Source organism: Sphingomonas piscis (assembly GCF_011300455.1).
Lineage (GTDB): Bacteria > Pseudomonadota > Alphaproteobacteria > Sphingomonadales > Sphingomonadaceae > Sphingomicrobium > Sphingomicrobium piscis.
The window spans coordinates 914519-935394 of sequence record NZ_CP049869.1; the positions used below are offsets into that span (position 1 = coordinate 914519).

Here is a 20876-nt window from a genome sequence, read left to right on the forward strand (position 1 = left end):
GCCGCCGGCCCATCACCTCACTTGGTCTTGAGCACCCACTTCAGGCCGCCGGCCACGTGGTTGAGGAAGTTGGGTTCGCTGTAGGACTCGTTCGTGTGGCCCATGGCGGTGTAGAAGACCCGGCCGCCTTCGTAGGTGTGGGCCCAGGACACCGGATTGGGATTGACGTCCGTCTGACCGATCGACTGCGGGTCGACCGTGACCAGCAGCTTCATGGTCGGATTATAGTCGTCGAAATAATACCATTCGTCGGCGCGGGTGATGCTGGTCGGCATCCGCGCCGTCGAGGGGTGATCCTTCGCCTCGACATGGATCGTGCCGGTCGGCGTCCCCTGCGGGTGGCGCGCGAAATGGCCGCCGATCATCTTCTGGTACCAGGGCCAATGATAATGGGAGTCGGTCGCGGCATGGATGCCGAGAATGCCGCCGCCACGTTGGACGAAGTTCACGAAGGCGGTGCGCTTGTCACCCTGGAACCACTCGCTTTCGGGCTTTTTGGGATCCGTGGTGTTGCTGAGCAGGATGATCGCGTCATACTTCTTGAGCGAGGCATCGGTGAAGACGCTGTCGTCCTCCGTCGCCGTCATGTCGATCTTTTCGCGGGTCCCCAGCTGCTTCAGCGCCGCAACGCCGGCCTCGATCGACGCATGACGGTAGCCGGTCGTCTTCGAAAAGATCAGCACCTGCTTGCGCGCGGCCTGCGCCGGCGCACTCGCCATGACCGCTGCCGCCACGCTCAGCACGATCGTCCGAGCCCAACCCGATTTCAGCATCCCCTTGTCTCCCCAGGATATTTGTTGCCGTTTGGCTAACGTTATGAATCTCAACAGCTTGTCTAGACAGGTTTTTGGGACGTGACTATGCCGGTGGCAAATAACAGGCCCAAGGAGAGGGTGCGTGCTTCAACCAGGTGATTTCTCGTCGCTGGACCGGCGCGAATTGATGCGCAATGCGGTGCTGCTTGTCGGCGGCACCCTGGCGGCGACGAGTCCGGCGGCCGCCCTCGCCCAATCGAAGTCGAAGAAGCCCGCGCGCTTCTTTTCGCCCGCGCAAAATGCCGTGATGGCGGAGACAGTCGACATCATCATTCCGCGGACGGATACGCCGGGCGCGAAGGATGCCGGGGTCCCGCAAGCCTTTGACGCCATGATGCGCAACTGGGCCAATGCCGAACACCGGGCGCAATATGTGAGCGTGATCGACGAGATCGGCGGCATGGGCCTGATGAAACTGAAGCCGGCCGAGCGCCTGGAACTCATCCGGAAATTTGATGCCGACAAGCTGCAGGCGGGTGACCAGAATTATCGCCGGTTCAAGGACCTGACGATGACCCTCTATTACCTCTCCGAACCGGGGGCCACGAAGGAGCTCCGCTACGAGCTGATCCCCGGCAAGTGGGAACCCTGGATCGAGGTCACGCCGGATACCCGCACGTGGGCAGCTTAACGAAACTCTGGGCGGGGATGATCAGCAATGTTTGATGCAATCGTAGTCGGGTCGGGCATGAGCGGCGGCTGGGTGGCCAAGGAGCTCACCGAAAAAGGCCTCAAGACGCTCGTGATCGAGCGCGGCCGCCACGTCGAGCATGGTTCCGATTATAAGGACGGGCTGCAGCCGTGGGAGCTCGAGAATTATGGCATGGTGCCGGAGGACGAGGCCGACAAGGACTATTTCGTCCAGAAGCGCTGCTACGCATTCAGCACCGCGAACCAGGATTTCTGGGTCAAGGACAGCGACCACCCCTATACCTATCCGGCCGACAAGCCGTTCCTGTGGATCCGCGGCTATCACCTCGGCGGCCGATCGATCATGTGGGGGCGCCAGTCCTACCGCATGTCGCCGATGGACTTTGAATCCAACGCCAAGGACGGCCATGGCAACGACTGGCCGATCCGCTACGAGGATCTGAAGCCCTGGTACGATCATGTCGAGAAGTTCGCCGGCATTTCGGGCTCGAAGGACGGCCTGCCGCAGCTCCCTGATGGCGAATTCCTGCCCGCTATGGCCTTCACTGGCACCGAAGTAGATTTCAAGAAGAAGCTCGAGGCCAAGTGGCCGACCCGTAAGATGATCATGGGCCGCGCCGCTCACCTGACGGCGGTCACGCCTGAGCAGGAGGAACTGGGCCGCTCGACCTGCCAGTACCGCGCCCTTTGCGAGCGTGGCTGCTCGTTCGGCGCTTATTTCTCCAGCCTCAGCGCCACGCTGCCGGCGGCGGAGCGGACCGGCAACCTGACCATCGTCACCGATGCGATCGTCCACAGCGTCGTCTACGATCCGAAGACCAAGAAGGCGACGGGCGTCCGGGTCATCGATGCAAAGACCAGGGAAGGCCGGACCTACGAAGCCAAGGTCATCTTCCTCAACGCCTCGACCATTCCGACGGCGCAGATTCTCCTGAACTCCAAGTCCGAAGCTTTCCCGAACGGTCTTGCAAACCGCTCCGACGCGGTCGGCCGTTATCTGATGGACCACATCAGCCTCGGCGCGGGTGGCACCTATCCGGGCTTCGAGGATCGCTACCATCACGGCCGCCGTCCCAACGGCTTCTACATTCCGCGTTATCGCAACGTGACGGAGAAGGCGGAAAGCTTCGTTCGAGGCTTCGGCTACCAGGGCGGCATCTACCGCGACAATTGGCGGCGCGGCGTCAACGCGCCGGGCGTGGGTGCGGAGCTGAAGAACAACATGCGCAAGCCGGGACCCTGGCAGGTGCGTCTCACCGGTTTCGGCGAAATGCTCCCACGCAAGGAAAACCGCGTTACCATTCACCAGAGCAACGTCGATCAGTGGGGCATGCCGATCGTCAATATCGATTGCGGCGTAGGTCCGAACGAGAGAGCGATGCTGGACCAGATCGGCAAGGACGCACGCGAGATGCTGGAGTCGGCCGGTGCCACCAACATCGGTGTCGCCACTTACTACGGCGGGCTGGGCCTCGGTATTCACGAAATGGGCACGGCGCACATGGGCAAGGACCCGACCAAGTCGGTGCTCAACAAGTATAACCAGGCCCACGACGTTCCGAACCTGTTCATCACCGATGGTTCAGCAATGGCTTCGGGCGGGTGCCAGAATCCATCGCTTACCTACATGGCGATGTCCGCTCGGGGGGCTCATTATGCAGCGGAATTCCTGAAGGAAGGCCGCATCTAGTTCGACGGAGAGTATCTATGACGTTTGCGTTTCGTGCTGCCCTTGCAGCGTCCGCCATCGCGCTTGTCGCGGTTCCAGCATCCGCCAAGCAGCATCAGGTCAAGATGCTGAACAATGGCGCAAGCGGCCTGATGGTGTTCGAACCCGCCTTTCTGAAGGTGGCGCCGGGCGACAGCGTGAAATTCCTCGCAACCCAGAAGGGCCACAACGCGGAGATCGTCGCGGGCATGACCCCGGGACCAGGCTTCAAGGGCAAGATCAACGAAGAGATCGTCGTCACCTTCTCCAAAGAAGGCCTCTACGGCTACAAATGTCTGCCGCACACCGGCATGGGCATGGTCGGCCTGGTGCAGGTCGGCAAGCCGGTCAACAAGGGCTCGGCGACCGCCGCCGCAGCCAAGCTTCCTGGCCTCGGCAAAAAGCGTATGACCGCGCTGCTTGCACAAGCGAAGTAAGCGCCGCCACGCCTTCGTTCAGGCAGCATCCAGCCCCGTTCGTTTCCATTCCGCAACCGATGCTTTATCCGCGGGTTTTGGAAGCGAACGGCTAGGAGCCTGGGACTGATATGCGTGTACTGATCGTCGAAGACGAACCCAATCTCGGCCGCCAGCTGCGCTCGACGCTGGAGGGCGCCGGCTATGCGGTCGATCTCGCCACCGATGGCGAGGACGGCCACTATCTGGGGTCCACCGAGAATTACGACGCCGTCATCCTCGACCTCGGCTTGCCCGAGATCGACGGGCTGACGGTGCTCGACCGCTGGCGCAAGGAAGGCCGGCGGATGCCGGTGCTGGTGCTGACGGCGCGCGACAGCTGGTCGGACAAGGTGGCCGGGCTCGATGCCGGTGCCGACGATTATCTCGCCAAGCCTTTCCAGACCGAGGAATTGATCGCCCGCCTCCGCGCGCTGATCCGCCGCGCATCCGGCAATGCGTCGAGCGAGCTGATCGCCGGTGACATCCGCCTCGACACACGCTCGGGCAAGGTCACCAAGGGCGGCGAGCCGGTGAAGCTGACGGCGCAGGAATATAAGCTCCTGTCCTACCTTCTCCACCACAAGGGCAAGGTCGTCAGCCGCACCGAGCTGATCGAGCATATCTACGATCAGGACTTCGATCGGGACTCCAACACCATCGAAGTGTTCGTAACACGCATCCGCAAGAAGCTCGGCGCCGACGTCATCACCACGATTCGCGGGCTGGGTTACAGCCTTGAGGATCCGGGCGCTTGAACGACCCCGCCGCCTCGACGGTGGCGGCGCCCAAGCAGCCGAAAGGGGCGCGTTCCCGTTCGCTGACCCGGCGTATGATCGTGGTCGCGGCGCTGTGGATCATCCTGCTGTTGTTCGCGGGTGGTTTCGCGCTTGACCGGGTGCTGACGCGAACCTTGCTGCACAGTTTCGACGAGCAGCTTCAGCTGGAACTCAACGCCCTAATCTCCGCGTCGGAGATCGGCCCCGATGGCGAAGTGACGTTCAATCGCCCGCCGGCCGACCAGCGCTTCGTTGAGCCGTACTCCGGCAAATATTTTCAGATCAGCGGCCAAGGCGCGGAAACCTTTCCTTCCCGTTCGCTGTGGGATCGCCAGCTTCGTTATTCGGGGCAGCACAACGACACCGAGCCGCACGTCTACAACAGCAGCGAGTTTGGCGCGCAGGAGCTGCTGCGAATTGCCGAGCGCGATGCGATCATCCCCGGTTCAAAGGTTCGCTGGCGCTTTCAAGTCGCTCAATCGCGCGAAGTGCTGGACGACCAGATCAAGCAGCTCCGCACCACCTTGTTCTGGAGCTTCGCCGTGCTGGGCGCGGGGCTGATCATTCTTGCAGCACTGCAGACCTTCTACGGATTGTGGCCGCTGCGGCGCGTGCGCCGCGAGGTGGCGATGATCCGGTCCGGCGAGAAGACGCGCATTGGCGAAAATTTCCCGGGCGAGATCCGGCCATTGACCGAGGAGATCAATCAGCTTCTTGCCCACAGCGAGGCGCAAGCCGAAGAGGCACGCCGCCATGCCGGCAACCTTGCCCACGCCCTGAAGACGCCCCTCACGGTTCTCACCAATGCGGCGACCGCCAATTCGCCCGACCTGGTAGACACCGTTTGCCGTGAGGCGCAGGTCATGCGGCGGCAGGTCGACCACCATCTCGCCCGTGCCAGAGCAATCGGCCGCCGCTCGTCGGTGCAGGCGCGCGCCCGTGTGTGGGACAGCGTCGAGGCGGTAGAGCGCGCCGTCGACCGGCTGTACGAAGCGGTCACGGTCGACATCGCAGGCGACAAGCAAGCAGAGGTCCGGGTCGAACGCCAGGATCTCGACGAGATGATCGGCAACCTCATCGAAAATGCCGCTAAATATGGCGGCGGGCGCGTGTTCGTGACGGTCGAGGCGCGGGCCGGATGGGTCGATGTGGTTGTCGAGGATGACGGCCGCGGCATTCCGGAGGCCGAGCGCGAAGCCATCTTCGCTCGCGGCGCGCGTCTCGACACGGAAAAGCCTGGGACCGGACTTGGGCTCGCGATCGTTCGCGACGTCGCCGAAATTTATGGTGGGCGGATTGCGCTGGAGGAAAGCGAGGATCTTGGCGGGCTGCTAGCCCGGCTAAGCCTGCCGGCGGGCTAGGAAAAACGGCCTCTCCCCGCTAGTGGGGCAACCGTGACCGCCGCCGTCATCCCGCTTCGCCCCGACCGCCCACCCTCACTCGAGCCGCTGATGCAGCTCGTCGCCGAGGACATGAACGGCGTCAACGCGGTGATCCTCGACCGCATGCAGTCCAAGGTGGGACTGATCCCCGAACTCGCCGGGCACCTGATCGCCGGAGGCGGCAAGCGCATGCGGCCGATGCTGACGCTCGCCTGCGCGGCGCTGCTCGATTATCCCGGAACGCGCCACCATAAGCTGGCCGCTGCGGTCGAGTTCATCCACACGGCGACCCTGCTTCACGACGATGTCGTCGACGGCTCCGGGCTTCGTCGCGGCAAGCGCACCGCCAACATCATCTGGGGCAATCCCGCCAGCGTGCTGGTCGGCGATTTCCTGTTCAGCCGCGCCTTCGAGCTGATGGTTGAGGATGGCAGCCTCAAGGTGCTGAAGATCCTCAGCCACGCTTCCGCCGTCATCGCAGAAGGCGAGGTCGAACAATTGACTGCCCAGCGGCAGATCGAGACCGATGAGGAGCAGTACCTGCGGATCATCGGCGCCAAGACCGCTGCCTTGTTCGCCGCCGCTTGCCATATCGCACCGGTAGTGGCGGAGGCTGGCGAGAAAGCGGAGCTGGCGCTGGAAGCTTATGGCCGCAACCTCGGCATCGCCTTCCAGCTGGTCGATGACGTCATCGATTATGCATCGGACGAGCAGACGATGGGCAAGGGCGTCGGCGACGACTTCCGCGATGGTAAGATGACCCTGCCGGTGATCCTGGCCTATGCGCGCGGCAGCGAGGACGATCGGGCCTTCTGGCGCAGCGCCATTTCGGGCGCCGCCGTCACGGACGAGGATCTCGCCCGCGCCATAGGGCTGGTCAAGGCGACCTCGGCATTGAACGATACGATCGAACGCGCGCGCCACTATGCGCGGCGGGCCATCGACGCGCTTGCAACCTTCCCCAACGGCAAGGCCAAGGCCGCGCTGACCGAAGCCGCTCAGTTCGCGGTGACGAGGGGCTATTGAGCGCGTCCGGTCTGCTCGCGATAACGCCGGAGCCGCCTTATTATGCGGTGATCTTTACGTCCGTCCGCACCGCCGACCATGGCGATGCTTATGGCGAAACGGCGGACCTCATGCTTCGGCTCGCTGCCGAGCAGCCGGGCTACCTCGGCGTTGAAAGCGCCCGCGAAGATGTCGGAATCACCGTCTCTTACTGGCGCGACTTGGAGTCCATCCGGAATTGGAAGCGGCAAGCGGACCATCTCGCTGCGCAAAAGGACGGGCGAGCTCGCTTCTACCAAGGCTATATCACGCGTATCGCCAAGGTTGAGCGCGACTATAGTTTCGCACGCTAGCGGGAACGGCCGGACATGACGCCGGTCCAGGACGTGCTTCCCGACCTGCTCGCCGCCCTTCGTGTCGATGGCCGCGCACTGCTGATCGCGCCGCCGGGCGCAGGCAAGACGACCGGTGTCGCCCCAGCGCTGCTCGACGAAGAGTGGTGTACAGGTGAGATCCTCCTGCTGGTCCCACGCCGGCTCGCGGCGCGTGCGGCCGCCGAATATATGGCCGGGCAGCGGGACGAACGGCCGGGCCAAACGATCGGCTATGCGACGCGGCTGGATAGCAAACTCGGCAAGGCCACGCGCGTCGTCGTCCTCACCTACGGCGTGTTCCTGTCACGCATCCAGGCGGATCCGGAGCTTACGGGCGTCTCGGCCTTGCTGTTCGACGAAGTGCATGAGCGAAGCCTCGATGGCGACCTGGCGCTTGCCTTGGCGTTGGACGCAGCGCCGCTTCGCCCCGACCTCCGCATCCTTGCCATGTCTGCGACTCTGGACGGTGATCGCTTTGGGCGGTTGCTCGGCCAGCCGAAGCGGATCGTCAGCGAAGGCAAGTCGTTCCCGCTCACGATCCAATACGCCAGACGCGATGCCGCCGCCCGGCTGGAGCCGCAAATGGCCTCGGCGATCCGGACCGCTCTTGGCGAACATAAAGGATCGTTGCTCGCCTTCTTGCCCGGTGTAGCCGAGATCGAGCGCACGGCCGACGCGCTCGGCGCCCTGCAACCCATCTGCGTCCTCCACAAGCTCCACGGCAGCGTCGATCCCGCGGCGCAGCGGCAGGCGCTGGCGCCGCCTCCAGCCGGACAACGCAAGGTGGTGCTTGCCACCAGCATCGCCGAAACCAGCGTCACCCTGAACGATGTTCGAATCGTGGTCGACAGCGGGCTTGCGCGGCGGCCCCGTTACGATCGCGGCGCGGGCCTCACCCGCCTCGTCACCGAGCGTGCGAGCCGCGCCGCGGCGACCCAGCGCGCAGGCCGTGCGGCACGTCAGGCACCGGGAGTAGCCATCCGCCTGTGGGAAGAGGCCGCCACCGCGTCGATGCCGGAGCATGACCCGCCTGAAATCCTCGAGGCTGATCTGAGCAGCCTGCTTCTAACCTGCCTTCAATGGGGGCAGCCTGACCCAACCTTGATGCCCTTCCTCGATCCGCCGCCCGCCGCCGGACTGGGCGAAGCGCGGGAGCGACTGCTGCGGCTCGGCGCAACCGATGCGGACGGGCGGATCACGGACCATGGGTGGGCCATCGCCGCGCTGCCGCTTGAGCCCCGGCTTGCGCACATGCTGATCGAAGCGGAGAAACGCGGGTTCGGTGCTGCTGCCGCTGCCGTTGCCACGCTGCTGACCGAGCGCGGCCTCGGCCGCAACGACGCCGACCTGGAGCTTCGTTACCGCCGGTGGCGCTCCGACCGCTCGCCGCGGGCCGAGGCGGCGCGGCGGATGGCACAGCGGTTTTCGAAGTCGCCTGGCGAAACCAGGGCAAGTGATCTCGCAAAGGCGCTTGCCCTCGCCTTTCCCGACCGCGTCTCGCGCCGCCGCGGCGGTGGAGGCGAAAACTGGCAGTCAATCGGCGGCCGCGGCTTTCGCCTCGATTCTGCCTCCCCGCTCGCATCGAGCCAGTGGCTGGCCGTTGGGGAGGTCGCGGGACATGCGGCCGGAGCGCGCATTCTGTCGGCCGCAGCCATCGACGAAACGGACGTCCTCGACTTGTTCGCCGACCGCATCGAGACACGGCACGAGGCCGCGTTCGATCTTGCAACCGGTGGCGTCACGCCGCTTCGAAGCCGGCGTATAGGCAATATCCGCCTGTCGAGCGGCCCCGACCCGGCGCCCGATTCGGACGTAATTGAGGCGGAACTGCTCGCCGCCGTCGGCAAGCACGGCGTCGACCTTCTTCCATGGAACGAGGCTGCCCGGGAGTTGCGCCACCGCGCCGCCTTCGCCCGTGCCCTGGACGAGTCCGTTCCGGCCTTGAACGATGAGACGCTCACGAAGGATCTCGAGACTTGGCTGGCGCCCTTGCTGTCGGGCAAGCGCCGCCTGGGCGACATCGCTGCGGGCGGACTGGCGGACGCGCTGCGGGGTATGCTGGGCTATGAGGGAATGCGCGCCGTCGATCGTCTGGCGCCAGGCGAGTTCGCCAGCCCCGCCGGCAGCCGCCATCCTATCGATTATGCAGCACCGGGCGGTCCGATGGTCGAAGTTCGTCCGCAGGCGCTCTTCGGGCTTGCCACGCACCCGCACGTTGGCGGTGGACGTGTGCCGTTGACCCTCGCTTTGACCTCGCCGGCCGGGCGGCCCATTCAGACGACCAGGGATTTGCCCGGCTTCTGGTTGGGAAGCTGGCGCGAGGTCGCACGCGAAATGCGCGGCCGCTATCCCCGACACCCTTGGCCGGACGATCCCGCGTCGGCATCGGCAACGCTTCGCACCAAGCGAGCCGACGCGCGGAACCAATGATCGTGTCCATCGATTGCTGAAGACAAGAGAATGCGTTTCCCCAACGCATATCGGCTTGCGAGGATCGGTCCATGAGCACGGACTTCATCAAGACCATGACTTATCTGGCGGTCCATCTCACCGTGGCCTTCACAATCGGCTACATCATCACCGGATCGATCCAGATCGCCGGGCTCATCACGCTCATCGAGCCCTGCGCCAACGCCGTGGCCTTTTTCTTCCATGAAAAGGCGTGGAAGTGGCGGCTCCGGCGCAAAAGCGAGCACGAACTCGGGCTGGCTTGATTCCCTCGGCGGCTTTTGCCACGGCACGGCCTATGACCATCGCCCGCATTACCGAGCTTGAACGCAAGACCACCCAGTCCGGCAAGGCGAATGCCGGCCGCTGGCTGCTGGAGTTCGAGCGGTCGGAGCCGATGCGGCCCGACCCGCTGACCGGCTGGAACGGGTCGGGGGACACCAACACGCAAGTGCGCATGACCTTCGACAGCAAGGAAGCCGCGGTCGCCTATGCCGACCGCCATGGATTGGCCTACCACCTGATCCCTGCCGCGCCCGTCCGCCTCAAAATCCAGGCCTACGCCGACAACTTCCGGTAAGGGCGGCTTGCCCTTTTTGCTCGGCGCAGGCACAACAGCGCCGCCGAGCCAGGGGAAAGCTGTACCGCGCGGACATCAGGCTGGTCATTGGGACCCGCCCCGAAGCCATCCAGCTTGGACCGGTTGCGCAGGCGCTCGACGCCCGCGGCCTGCATCCTTCGCTGATACTCACCGGCCAGCATCCGCAGCTTGATCTCGCGGGCTGCGGGCTCGACCGCTTCCCGTCTTTCTCGCTAGGTTGCGAGGGGCAAGCGGACCCGCACAAATATGTGGAACAGGTGTTCGACGCCCTGTTCCCCTTCCTGAGGCGCCGGCCCGACCTGGTGATCGTGCAAGGCGACACGTCGAGCGCGCTGGCCGGCGCAATGGCGGCCGTGGCGGCGCGCGTTCCACTGGCACACGTCGAGGCCGGCCTCCGCAGCCATGACCTTCAGCAGCCTTGGCCGGAAGAGGAATATCGCCGCCGGATCGATGCCGAAGCCGACCTGCTTTTTGCGCCCACGGAAGGCGCCGCGCAGAACCTTCGTCGGGAACATGTTCCCGGCGACATTCACGTGACCGGTAACAGCGGCGTCGATGCGCTAATCGCGGTCGAACGGCGGTTGCCCGCCTCCACGTTGCGTGAGGCGGGTCAGTTCAAGCTGCTTGTCACATGCCACCGCCGCGAAAACTGGGGCGAAGGTCTCAACTCCCTTGCCGACGCACTTCGGCGCGTTGCAGCCCACGCCGATATTCGCATCGACTTCGTGCTGCATCCCAATCCGGAGATTGCTGCCCGGATCCAAGCCTTGATCGGGGATCTCGACAACGTGCGGTTTAGCCTACCGTGCACTCATGCCGAGCAGGTCGCCAAAATGCGTAATAGCGACCTGATCCTGAGCGACTCGGGCGGCATGCAGGAAGAGGCGCCGGCACTTGGCGTGCCCCTGCTCGTGCTGCGCAACACCACCGAACGCCCGGAAGGCGTCGCATCGGGCAATTGCCGCCTGGTGGGTCTCCATGCCGAACAGATTGCATCGGCTGTTCTCGAACTTAGGAACGATCCAGTGGCGCTTGCCAGGATGGGTCGGCGACAATTCCCGTTCGGTGACGGCACTGCAGCACGCACGATTGCGACCATCATCGACGATTGGCTGTCAGTGCGTTCGGGATCCCATTTGTTGGCTGGGTAACGTTACCGGAACAAAATCCCGCTAGTCATCACGCGAACCTGCGCTAAGAGACCGCCGTGCCAAACAAGGTTTCCACGCTTTTGCTGTTCGGCGCGACGGGGGATCTCTCCCGCCGCATGTTGCTGCCGTCCCTGTATGGGCTCGACAGCGATGGGCTGCTTCCCGACGACCTGACGATTGTCGGGACGGCGCGGACGAAGCTCGACGACGCCGAATTCCGCGCGCGCGCTGAGGCGGCGCTTCAGGAGCATTTGCCCGAAGGCTTCTTCAAGGCCGATGTCGCTGAGCGTTTTTTGAACCGCCTTTCCTACGTTGCGCTCGACGCGACGGACCAGTCCGGCTTTCCGGCGCTTGCACAAGCGGTCGGCAACCCCGCCGACGGCGTCGCCATTTTTCTTTCCACCGCGCCTTCCCTGTTCAAGCCGACGATCGATGGCTTGGCCGCTGCCGGCCTCGCGTCGGACAAGGTCCGCATGGCGCTCGAGAAGCCGCTCGGATCCGACCTTGAGAGCAGCCGCCAGATCAACGATGCGGTCGCCTCCGCTTTCCCGGAAAGCCGCACTTTCCGGATCGACCATTATCTCGGCAAGGAGACGGTTCAGAACCTCCTTGCGCTGCGCTTCGCGAACGTGATGTTCGAGCCGCTGTGGAATGCGGCGCACATCGACCATGTGCAGATCAGCATCGCGGAGACGGTCGGTGTCGAGGGCCGCGGCGATTATTACGATACTGCCGGCGCGCTTCGGGACATGGTGCAGAACCATATGCTGCAGTTGCTCGCTCTAGTGGCGATGGAGCCGCCGGCGACGTTCGACGCGACGGCGGTGCGCGGCGAAAAGGTGAAGGTGCTTCGTTCGCTCCGCCCGATCACGGCCGAATGCTGCAAGAACGACATCGTCACCGGTCAGTTTGCTGCGGGCAAGATGGGCGACAAGGACGTGCCGGGCTACGCCGACGAACTAGGGCGCAGCAGCGACACCGAGACCTTCGTCGGCATCAAGGCGCATGTCGATAACTGGCGCTGGAGCGGCGTTCCTTTCTACCTGCGCACCGGCAAGCGCATGCCGCGCCGCACGACCGAGATCGTGATCCAGTTCAAGAATGTGCCGCACAACATCTTCTCTGCTCGCGGGGCGGTAACGCAAGCGAACACGCTGCTGATCGGCCTCCAGCCGGAAGAAACCATCCGAATGACGATGATGGCCAAGATGCCCGGCCTGGACCGGGAGGGTATCCGGCTTCGCGAAGTGCCGCTCGACCTGGGCCTCGCCAACGCATTCGCCGACCGCCGGCGGCGGATCGCGTACGAACGACTGCTGCTGGACTTGATCGAGGGCGATCCGACGCTGTTCGTCCGCCGTGACGAGGTCGAGGCGCAATGGGAATGGATCGATGGCATTCGCGCGGCGTGGGCGGAATCCGGCCTGAAGCCGGAAGCCTATGCGGCGGGAAGTTCCGGACCGCCGTCCGCCTTTCAACTTGCGACACGGGACGGTGTAACCTGGCATGAGTGAACGGACTATCGCGGTCGCCGATGTCGGCGGCACGCACGCGCGTTTTGCATTGGCGGCGATCGACGGCGGCAAGGTCATGAACCTTGGCGAGCCGGTAACGCTGAAGACCGCCGATTACGCCAGCTTCCAAACGGCGTGCGAGGGTTTCTCGTCGGCCATCGGCCAGCCCTTGCCCAAGGAAATGTCGATGGCCTTCGCCGGCCGAGTCGACGGTGAAGTGCTGAAGCTTACCAACAACCCGTGGGTGATCCGGCCTGCGCTGATGAACGCCAAGCTTGGCGTCGAGCGCAATCTGGTGATCAACGACTTCGGCGCCATTGCACATGCCGTGGCGGCGCTGGACGGCGGCGCGTTCACGCATCTATGCGGGCCGCCCAAGCCGCTGCCCGACAACGGCATGGTGACGGTGCTCGGACCCGGCACGGGGCTCGGCGTTGCGCAGCTCTTACGCCACGACGGCACCTACCATGTGATCGAGACCGAAGGCGGTCACATCGACTTCGCGCCGCTCGACAAGCTCGAAGACCGGATCCTCGAGCATTTGCGCGTGAATTTCCGCCGGGTTTCTGTCGAACGTCTCGTGTCGGGCCGCGGCCTCGTCAACATCATGGAAGCGCTTGCCGCCATCGAAGGGCGTACGGTGCCACAGCGCGATGAAAAGGAGTTGTGGCAGGCGGCGCTCGAAGGCACTGACAGCCTTGCCGCTGCGGCGCTGGATCACTTCTGCCTGACGCTAGGCGCGCTGGCCGGCGACCTCGCCCTTGCTCATGGCTCGACCGCCGTCGTCATCGGTGGCGGGCTCGGCTTCCGGCTCGCCAATCACCTGCCGCGTTCCGGTTTCCGGAACCGCTTCGTCGCCAAGGGCCGGTTCGAAAGCTTCATGGACAAGGTGCCCGTGAAGCTCATCACCCATCCGCAGCCGGGCCTCTACGGCGCCGCCGCCGCGTTCGCAAAGGCCTATCCATGAGCCGCATCGAAACCATCATGCGCACCTCGCCTGTGATCCCGGTGATCGTGGCCGAGGGCAGCCTAAACCCTCAGGCGATCGCTGAAGCGTTCGTTCGCGGCGGTCTTCGCGTACTTGAAGTTACCTTGCGCACACCGCAGGCGCTCGACTGGATTCGGGCCATGAGCAAGGTCGAGGGCGCGATCGTCGGCGCCGGAACGGTGCTCAACGGCAATCAACTGCGCGCCGCCGTTGATGCCGGATCACAGTTCATTGTCTCGCCCGGTCTGACCGACAAGCTCGGCCACGCGGCAATCGAGGCGGCCGTGCCCTTTCTTCCGGGCGTCGCCAGCGCCGCCGACATCATGCGCGGGCTGGACATGGGCCTTGACCGGTTCAAGTTCTTTCCGGCCGAGACATCCGGCGGCCGTCCGGCGCTGAAAGCGCTGAGCGGCCCGTTCGGCGACATCCGCTTCTGCCCCACCGGCGGCATCACGCTTGATAGCGCACCGGACTGGTTGGCCATGGAGCCCGTGCTGTGCGTCGGCGGCAGCTGGCTCCTGAAGAAGGATGATACCGACCTTGCCGTGATCGAGGAGCGCGCCCGCGCCGCAGCCGCTCTCCAAACTTCCTGACTTGTGAACGTCAGCAACAACCAAGAGAAAAGCAGGTTCGAGGTCGATCTCGGCGACGCCGTGGCGCTCGCGGCCTATCACCTGATGCCCGGCGCCATCGCCTTCACGCACACCGAAGTTCCACCGTCTTATGAAGGCCAAGGCATCGGAACCATGCTGATCAAGGCCGGTTTGGGCTTCGCCCGCGAACAGGGCCTGAAGGTTGTCCCCGCGTGCCGCTTCTTCGCAGCCTACATGATCAAGCATGAAGAGGTGCAGGATCTCCTCGACGCCGAGCAACGGAGCAAACTCGGGCTTGCATAATTATGCACGGTGGTGAATAGGGCAGCGATGTTGAAGGTTGCCATCCTTGGTGCATCGGGGTTCGTGGGTGCGGAGCTCCTGCGCCTGCTCGACGGTCATGCGGAGTTCGAAGCCGTTCGCTTCTTCGGCGACAGCGCATCGGGCAAGCCGCTGGCCGAGGTTCATCCGCATCTCGCCCTTGCCTACTCCGGAGCGCAAGTGGAGCGGTATGCCGCCGACCTTCTGGACGGCGTGGATCTCGTGTTCGCCGCCCTGCCGCACGGCCACTCCCAGGATGTCGCGGCAGAAATCATTGCCCACGGACTGAAGTTTGTCGATCTGGGCGCCGACTTCCGTCTCCACACCGCCGAAGATTACCAACACTGGTATGGAGAGCCGCACAAGGCATCCGACCTGCTCGACACCTTCGTCTACGGCATTCCGGAACTGCACCGTGACGCCATCCGATCCGCGCAATGCGTTGCGGCCGCCGGCTGCTATCCCACGACGGCGATCCTGGCGCTCAAGCCCCTGGTGGACGCCGGCCTGATCGACCCGCAGAGCATCGTCGTCGATGCGGCGTCGGGCGTCAGCGGCGCCGGGCGAGCGGCCAAGGAAGGTACCCACTTCAACACGGTTGACGAAAGCTTTGCGGCCTACGGTCTGCTTAATCATCGTCACACGGCGGAGATGGAACAGGAGCTAGGTGCCCGGGTGCTGTTCACCCCTCATCTCGTGCCGATGAACCGCGGCATCCTTGCCACTTGCTACGGCACCGCGACGCGGCCGATGGGTGCCGATGAGCCGTTAGAGGCACTGCGGTCCGCGTACGCCGACGAGCCGTTCGTGCATGTCACCAGCACCCCGCCCGCAACGAAGTGGACGCTCGGCTCGAACGCCGTGCAGGTGACCGCCCGCTACGACGAGCGGACCGGCCGGGTGTTGGCCATCGCAGCGCTCGACAATCTCGTGAAAGGCGCGGCGGGTCAGATGATCCAGTGTGCAAATCTGATGACCGGCCTCGACGAGAGCGCCGGCCTGCCAAGAGTTGGAGTCTACCCGTGAGTGTTACTGCCCCCAAGGCTTCGTCGCGTCCGGCCTTCATGCCGGGATCAAGCACAAGCGCCACGACATGGCGCTGCTTGCGACGGTGGATCGTCAGCCGGCGCGCGCCGCGGCGGTGTTCACCCAGAATATGTTCGTAGCCCCTCCCGTGGTCGCCAGCCGCTCACGCCTTGCGGAGAACGGGGGCCAGGCAGTTGCGGTGATCGTCAACAGCGGCAACGCCAACGCCGGAACGGGCGAGCCTGGAATGCGCGACGCGGAGGCGATGTGCGACGCGGCCGCGCAGGCGCTCGGCTGCGACCCGAAGCATGTCCTCGTCTGCTCCACGGGGATCATCGGCAACCCCCTCCCGATCGACACCATCCTTGAAGCGACTCCCAAGCTGGCGACAACGCTTAGCGTCGAAGGCAGTGAGGACGCGGCCAAGGGCATCCTTACCACCGACAGCGAGCCGAAAGAGGCGCTGTTCGCCGGTTCCACCTTCACCATTGGCGCGATGGCCAAGGGTTGCGGGATGATTGCGCCGAACATGGCGACAATGCTGGCCTTCATCACCACCGACGCCGATCTGCCGCAAGCGGACATGCAGCGCGTGCTCAAGGAAGCAGTGGACGCAACCTTTAACACGCTGAACGTCGACGGCGCGACCTCCACCAACGACACGGTCATCCTGCTGTCGAGCGGCAAGCGCGGGGTAGCGAACCTATCGGAGTTCACCGGCGGCCTGTTCAAGGTTTGTGAGGAGCTGACACTCAAGATGGCGCGCGATGCCGAGGGCATGACCCGGCTCGTTCGCCTACGCGTGACCGGCGCCCGCGACGATGCCGATGCGCGGGTCGCTGCCAAGAACATTGCCGAGAATAACCTCGTCAAATGCTCGTGGCATGGCGGCGATCCCTACTGGGGCCGGTTGTTGTCCGCCGCAGGGTCATCGGGCGCTTCGTTTAATGTGGACCGGGCGTTCGTCGCCTACGGTGGCACGATGGTGGCCATGTCCGGGGCCCCCTTGCCGCACGACGAGGCAGCCGTCGCCGAGCATATGAAGGGCGACGAATATGAGATTGAGGTGCACCTGGGCGTTGGCTCCGGCACCGCGCAGGTGATCGGCGTCGACCTCGGCCCCGGCTACATCAAAGAGAATAGCAAGACGTCATGATCAGCCCCGAACATACCGCCTCGATCCTTGTCGAGGCGCTCCCCTACATCCAGCGGTTCGCGGGCAAGTCGATCGTGGTCAAGCTGGGCGGCGCGGCGATCGACAGGGAACTCGACCGCGCGCTTGCGCAGGATGTTCTCTTGCTGCGCAGCGTGGGCGTGCGCTGCGTGCTGGTCCATGGTGGCGGTCCGCAAGTCAATGCCGTGCTGAACCGGGTCGGGATCGAACCACAGTTCAAGGACGGCCTGCGCGTCACCGACGAACAGACGCTCGAGATCGTCCGCATGGTCCTAGTCGGAAAGATCAACCGCGACCTTGTTGCCACCATCAACAAGGAAGCGGCGGACGAACCCGTTGCGGTCGGCCTGTCCGGCGAGGATGCGGGGCTGCTGACCGTGGTCCCCGTCGATCCGGAATTGGGCTTCGTCGGCGACGTCAGCAAGGTGCGCGCGGGTGTCCTTGCCAATTTGCTCGATGACGGCCTTGCCCCGGTCGTCGCGACCATCGGTGCCGACGCGAGCGGCCAGCCGCACAACATCAATGCCGATGAAGCGGCCCGCGCGATCGCCGTAGCGATGGGCGCGGAAAAGATCGTCTATCTGACCGCCGCGCCGGGGCTGCTGGAAGACGTGAATGACGAGAGCAGCCTAATCCAGCGCATCAGCTCGGAGGAGCTGCGCGGCAAGATCGAAAGCGACAGCGTCAGTGCCGGCATGATTCCCAAGCTCCGCGCCTGTGCCGATGCGGTCGACGGTGGCGTCGGTACGGCACACATCATCGACGGCCGCGTGCCGCATGCGCTGCTGATCGAACTGCTGACCGATCGCGGCATCGGCACGATGATTAAAAGGAGTGCGGACTGGTGAGTGATCTTCTCAGCATCCGCGACCAATCGCGCGAGGACCTGCTTCGCATCCTGGAGCTGTCCGAAGCCAGCGATCTCGGCCGCCCGCTGAAGGGCAAGGGCGTGGCGCTGGTTTTCGACAAACCGAGTGCACGAACCCGCAATTCGATGGAAATGGCGGTGGTCCAGCTTGGCGGCCACCCCGTATACATCCAGGGTCACGAAGTCGGGATCGGTGAACGCGAGAGTGCCGAGGACGTCGCCCGTACCCTAGCCTGCTATCACCGGATCATCGCCGCTCGGGTGAAGAAGCACGAACAGCTGACCGACATGGCCGCGGCAGTGACTACGCCGGTGCTGAACATGCTGTCGGACGTACATCACCCGCTGCAAGGGCTTGCCGACCTCCTAACCGTCAAGCAGATCGCCGGGCGGATCGAGGGCGTGAAGCTCGCCTATGTCGGCGACGGCGACAACAATGTCGCTCGCTCGCTGGCCGAGGCATCCTCGAAGCTGGGTGCGGAGCTGACTATGGCCAGCCCGGAAGGCTACGGTCTGCCGACCAATGAGGTTCAGTTCCTCAGCGGCGTGTCACAGGTCGAAGACCCGCGCGAGGCGGTCGAAGGCGCCGACTTCGTCTACACCGACGTGTGGGTGTCAATGGGCCAGGATGCCGACGCCGACCAGCGCAAGCGCGACCTTGCCGCTTATCAGGTCAACGAGGCTTTGCTCGGCAATGCGCGCTTCCTCCACTGTCTGCCCGCGCGGCGGGGGAAGAGGTCACCCACGAGGTGATGGAAAGCCCGCGCAGTGCCGTCTGGAAGCAGGCCGAGAACCGCATGCATAGCGCCCGCGGCGCGCTGGCCTGGATGGTCGAACGATCATGAATGCGGACTTCCGATCGAAGCGGCAGAAGGCCATCGCGGACCTGATCCGTGCCGAGCCGTTCGGAAGTCAGGAAGAGGTCACGAACCGTCTCAGGGAGCTTGGCTATACGGTAACCCAGGCCACCGTGTCCCGCGACCTGGAGCAAATTGGGGCCGTCAAGGTGAGGCGCGGCGGCGTGCATGCTTATGCATTGCCTAATCAGATGGGCAGCAGTGACTGGGCAGCGAGCCGCCTGAAGCACATCCTCTCGGAATGGGCGGAGAGCGTCGAGGCAGCAGGCAACCTCATCATCATCAAGACTCCCCCCGGCTCGGCGCACCTCGTCAGCCTCGCGATCGATCAGTCCGACCTTCCGGAAATTGCCGGAACGGTGTCGGGCGATGACACCTTGTTCGTCGCCTTGCGCGATGGTGTTACGGTGGACCTGATCGCCGCCCGTTTTCGTGAGCTCAGCGGCCGCTAGCTTCCGCGACGATAAATATCGGGCACTTCGCGCACCATCAGACGCTCGGGGTGCGGATAGGGCTCCCAGCCGAGACGTGCATAAACAGGCTGCATATCGCGGGTGAACAGCGCCCAACGGCGGAGGCCCTGCAGCTCCGGATGATCTTGGAGGGCCCTCAGCATGGCCGAGGCGATCCCCTGCCCGCGATGCTCGGGCAATACGAAGACATCGGCCAGATAAGCGAATGTCGCTCGATCGGTGATCACGCGCGCGAAGCCGACCTGCCGCTCATCCTCAAGCGCTGCGACGCAGAGCGAACCCTGCACCGCCCGCTCGACAGTCTCCCGAGGAATGCCTTCCAACCAATATGCCCGCGTCAGGAAGCCGTGGATCACACCGATGTCGAGATCGGCGGGATCGAAGGAGATTCGCACGGGCTCAGGCGGCGGCGGAGCGCTGCTCGCCGGTCCACACCGGCTCAGCAACTTCATTGCGCACCACATCGTCGAGGGTCTCGCGCTCACGGATCACGGCATATTCGCCGCCGCGCACAAGCACTTCGGCGGGGCGGCCGCGGCTGTTGTAGTTGCTGGCCATCACCGCACCGTAAGCGCCGGCCGTCATGATCGCGAGCAGGTCGCCTTCATGAGCTTCCTCGACGTCGCGGCTCTTGGCGAGAACGTCGCTGGACTCGCACACCGGTCCGACGATGGACGAACGGCGGCGGCGCGATTGCTGGCGAACGGCGAAGACGTCGTGCCAGGCATCGTACATGGCCGGGCGCATCAGGTCGTTCATGCCGGCATCGACGACCACGAACGGGTCCGGCTGCCCTTCCTTGACCAGCATCACCCGCGTGAGGAGCACGCCGGCATTGCCGACGATTACGCGGCCCGGCTCAAACACCAGGCGGACGTCCCAGCCGGCAGTCACTTCCGCAACCATGCGGCCATAATCTTCCGGCGACGGCGGGGACGGGTCGCCCGCAACGTAGGGCACGCCAAGACCACCGCCGAGATCGGCGACCTGGATCGGAACCTCCTCAGCGCGGAGCTCGGCAATCATGCGGCCGAGTTCCTGATAAGCGAGGCGCAGCGGCTCCAGATCGGTCAGCTGACTGCCGATATGCACGGCAATGCCCTGCACCTTGAGGCCCGGCAGTTCCATTGCGCGGCGGTAGGCGGGAATGATCCGGTGCGCGGGAATGCCGAACTTGTCGGTGGCGCCGCCGGTCGAGATCTTCGCGTGGGTGCCCGCCTCGACGTCGGGGTTCACGCGAAACGCGACCCGCGCCTCCATGCCGAGCCGGGTCGCAACGCGCGATAGCATCTCGGCCTCTTCTTCGGACTCGAAATTGAACTGGTAGATGCCCTCACGAAGCGCAAGCTCCATCTCGTCCAGGTTCTTGCCGACGCCCGAGTAGACGATCTTGTCGGCGGGGATACCAGCGCGGCGGGCGCGGATAAGCTCGCCGCCGGAAACGATGTCGGCGCCCAGTCCGCAGTCGGCGATCAGCTTCAGCAGCGCGCCGGTGGTGTTCGCCTTCACTGCATAAGCGACTAGCGAATTGCCGCAGCCGCAGTCCTTCACGGCGTCGCGGAAGACGGTGGCGTGCCGCTCGATCGTGGCGCTGGAGTAGACGTAGGTGGGGGTGCCGACGTCGGCGGCAATGCGGCTCAAGGCGACGGACTCGCAGTGCATCTCACCGGCGAGGTAATGAAAATGGTTCATG

Annotated in this window: 22 protein-coding genes and 1 pseudogene; 20 read left to right on the forward strand and 3 right to left on the reverse strand. The window is 64.5% G+C overall.

Annotation, left to right across the window (positions count from 1 at the left end; all coding sequences use genetic code 11):
• Positions 1–17 precede the first annotated feature (17 nt).
• Positions 18–773 carry a ThuA domain-containing protein gene (locus G7077_RS04525; RefSeq protein WP_166410672.1) on the reverse strand — a complete coding sequence of 252 codons (756 nt, stop codon included), beginning with the start codon at positions 771–773 and terminating at the stop codon, positions 18–20.
• A gap of 169 nt (positions 774–942) precedes the next feature.
• Here G7077_RS04525 and G7077_RS04530 point away from each other — a divergent pair, with 169 nt between their 5' ends.
• The 20 genes and pseudogenes from G7077_RS04530 (at position 943) to argR (ending at position 19162) form a co-directional block, all read left to right on the forward strand.
• Positions 943–1446, forward strand: a complete 504-nt coding sequence (locus G7077_RS04530) for a gluconate 2-dehydrogenase subunit 3 family protein (RefSeq protein ID WP_166410673.1) — start codon at positions 943–945, stop codon at positions 1444–1446.
• A 27-nt stretch (positions 1447–1473) separates the two neighbouring features.
• Positions 1474–3156 (forward strand): GMC oxidoreductase, encoded by a 1683-nt coding sequence (locus tag G7077_RS04535; RefSeq protein ID WP_166410674.1) that lies wholly within the window; start codon positions 1474–1476, stop codon positions 3154–3156.
• A gap of 17 nt (positions 3157–3173) precedes the next feature.
• The gene (locus tag G7077_RS04540; RefSeq protein WP_166410675.1) at positions 3174–3611 is read left to right on the forward strand and encodes a pseudoazurin; all 438 of its coding nucleotides are present in this window, start codon (positions 3174–3176) and stop codon (positions 3609–3611) included.
• A 110-nt stretch (positions 3612–3721) separates the two neighbouring features.
• Entirely contained in the window at positions 3722–4387 is a 666-nt protein-coding gene (locus G7077_RS04545) for a response regulator transcription factor (RefSeq protein ID WP_166410676.1), read from the forward strand.
• 74 nt (positions 4388–4461) lie between these two features.
• Entirely contained in the window at positions 4462–5769 is a 1308-nt protein-coding gene (locus G7077_RS04550) for a sensor histidine kinase (RefSeq protein ID WP_166412324.1), read from the forward strand.
• A gap of 90 nt (positions 5770–5859) precedes the next feature.
• On the forward strand, positions 5860–6816 hold the full coding sequence (locus G7077_RS04555) for a polyprenyl synthetase family protein (protein WP_166412325.1): 957 nt from the start codon (positions 5860–5862) through the stop codon (positions 6814–6816).
• Positions 6813–7148 (forward strand): antibiotic biosynthesis monooxygenase family protein, encoded by a 336-nt coding sequence (locus G7077_RS04560; RefSeq protein ID WP_246167388.1) that lies wholly within the window; start codon positions 6813–6815, stop codon positions 7146–7148. The genes G7077_RS04555 and G7077_RS04560 overlap by 4 nt, the downstream gene beginning before the upstream one ends.
• 15 nt (positions 7149–7163) lie before the next feature.
• Positions 7164–9599: an ATP-dependent helicase HrpB gene (hrpB, locus tag G7077_RS04565; RefSeq protein ID WP_166410677.1), complete on the forward strand. Its 2436-nt coding sequence runs from the start codon at positions 7164–7166 to the stop codon at positions 9597–9599.
• A 71-nt stretch (positions 9600–9670) separates the two neighbouring features.
• A complete protein-coding gene (locus G7077_RS04570) occupies positions 9671–9883 on the forward strand; it encodes a DUF2061 domain-containing protein (RefSeq protein ID WP_166410678.1) in 213 nt (70 codons plus the stop codon).
• 32 nt (positions 9884–9915) lie between these two features.
• Positions 9916–10197: an ETC complex I subunit gene (locus G7077_RS04575; RefSeq protein WP_166410679.1), complete on the forward strand. Its 282-nt coding sequence runs from the start codon at positions 9916–9918 to the stop codon at positions 10195–10197.
• 107 nt (positions 10198–10304) lie between these two features.
• On the forward strand, positions 10305–11369 hold the full coding sequence (wecB, locus tag G7077_RS04580) for a non-hydrolyzing UDP-N-acetylglucosamine 2-epimerase (protein WP_246167484.1): 1065 nt from the start codon (positions 10305–10307) through the stop codon (positions 11367–11369).
• A gap of 116 nt (positions 11370–11485) precedes the next feature.
• Positions 11486–12883 carry a glucose-6-phosphate dehydrogenase gene (gene zwf, locus G7077_RS04585; protein ID WP_246167486.1) on the forward strand — a complete coding sequence of 466 codons (1398 nt, stop codon included), beginning with the start codon at positions 11486–11488 and terminating at the stop codon, positions 12881–12883.
• The gene (glk, locus tag G7077_RS04590; RefSeq protein ID WP_166410681.1) at positions 12876–13850 is read left to right on the forward strand and encodes a glucokinase; all 975 of its coding nucleotides are present in this window, start codon (positions 12876–12878) and stop codon (positions 13848–13850) included. Before zwf ends, glk begins: the two co-directional genes overlap by 8 nt.
• Complete coding sequence (gene eda / locus G7077_RS04595) at positions 13847–14464, forward strand: bifunctional 4-hydroxy-2-oxoglutarate aldolase/2-dehydro-3-deoxy-phosphogluconate aldolase (protein WP_166410682.1); 618 nt, start codon at positions 13847–13849, stop codon at positions 14462–14464. Before glk ends, eda begins: the two co-directional genes overlap by 4 nt.
• A gap of 3 nt (positions 14465–14467) precedes the next feature.
• Positions 14468–14767: a GNAT family N-acetyltransferase gene (locus tag G7077_RS04600; RefSeq protein ID WP_166410683.1), complete on the forward strand. Its 300-nt coding sequence runs from the start codon at positions 14468–14470 to the stop codon at positions 14765–14767.
• A gap of 27 nt (positions 14768–14794) precedes the next feature.
• Positions 14795–15811, forward strand: a complete 1017-nt coding sequence (gene argC / locus G7077_RS04605) for an N-acetyl-gamma-glutamyl-phosphate reductase (RefSeq protein WP_166410684.1) — start codon at positions 14795–14797, stop codon at positions 15809–15811.
• Entirely contained in the window at positions 15795–16967 is a 1173-nt protein-coding gene (argJ, locus tag G7077_RS04610) for a bifunctional glutamate N-acetyltransferase/amino-acid acetyltransferase ArgJ (protein ID WP_166410685.1), read from the forward strand. The genes argC and argJ overlap by 17 nt, the downstream gene beginning before the upstream one ends.
• A complete protein-coding gene (argB, locus tag G7077_RS04615) occupies positions 16964–17833 on the forward strand; it encodes an acetylglutamate kinase (protein ID WP_166410686.1) in 870 nt (289 codons plus the stop codon). The genes argJ and argB overlap by 4 nt, the downstream gene beginning before the upstream one ends.
• Positions 17830–18698, forward strand: a pseudogene (argF, locus tag G7077_RS04620) (ornithine carbamoyltransferase). The gene argB and the pseudogene argF overlap by 4 nt, the downstream one beginning before the upstream one ends.
• On the forward strand, positions 18695–19162 hold the full coding sequence (gene argR, locus G7077_RS04625) for an arginine repressor (protein ID WP_166410687.1): 468 nt from the start codon (positions 18695–18697) through the stop codon (positions 19160–19162). The pseudogene argF and the gene argR overlap by 4 nt, the downstream one beginning before the upstream one ends.
• On the opposite strand, the gene G7077_RS04630 is transcribed toward argR, so the two are convergent.
• Both G7077_RS04630 and lysA read right to left on the reverse strand, forming a co-directional pair.
• Entirely contained in the window at positions 19159–19635 is a 477-nt protein-coding gene (locus G7077_RS04630) for a GNAT family N-acetyltransferase (RefSeq protein ID WP_166410688.1), read from the reverse strand. The two genes, argR and G7077_RS04630, sit on opposite strands and share 4 nt — an antisense overlap.
• Positions 19583–20875 carry a diaminopimelate decarboxylase gene (gene lysA, locus G7077_RS04635; protein ID WP_166410689.1) on the reverse strand — a complete coding sequence of 431 codons (1293 nt, stop codon included), beginning with the start codon at positions 20873–20875 and terminating at the stop codon, positions 19583–19585. The genes G7077_RS04630 and lysA overlap by 53 nt, the downstream gene beginning before the upstream one ends.
• Position 20876 lies beyond the last annotated feature (1 nt).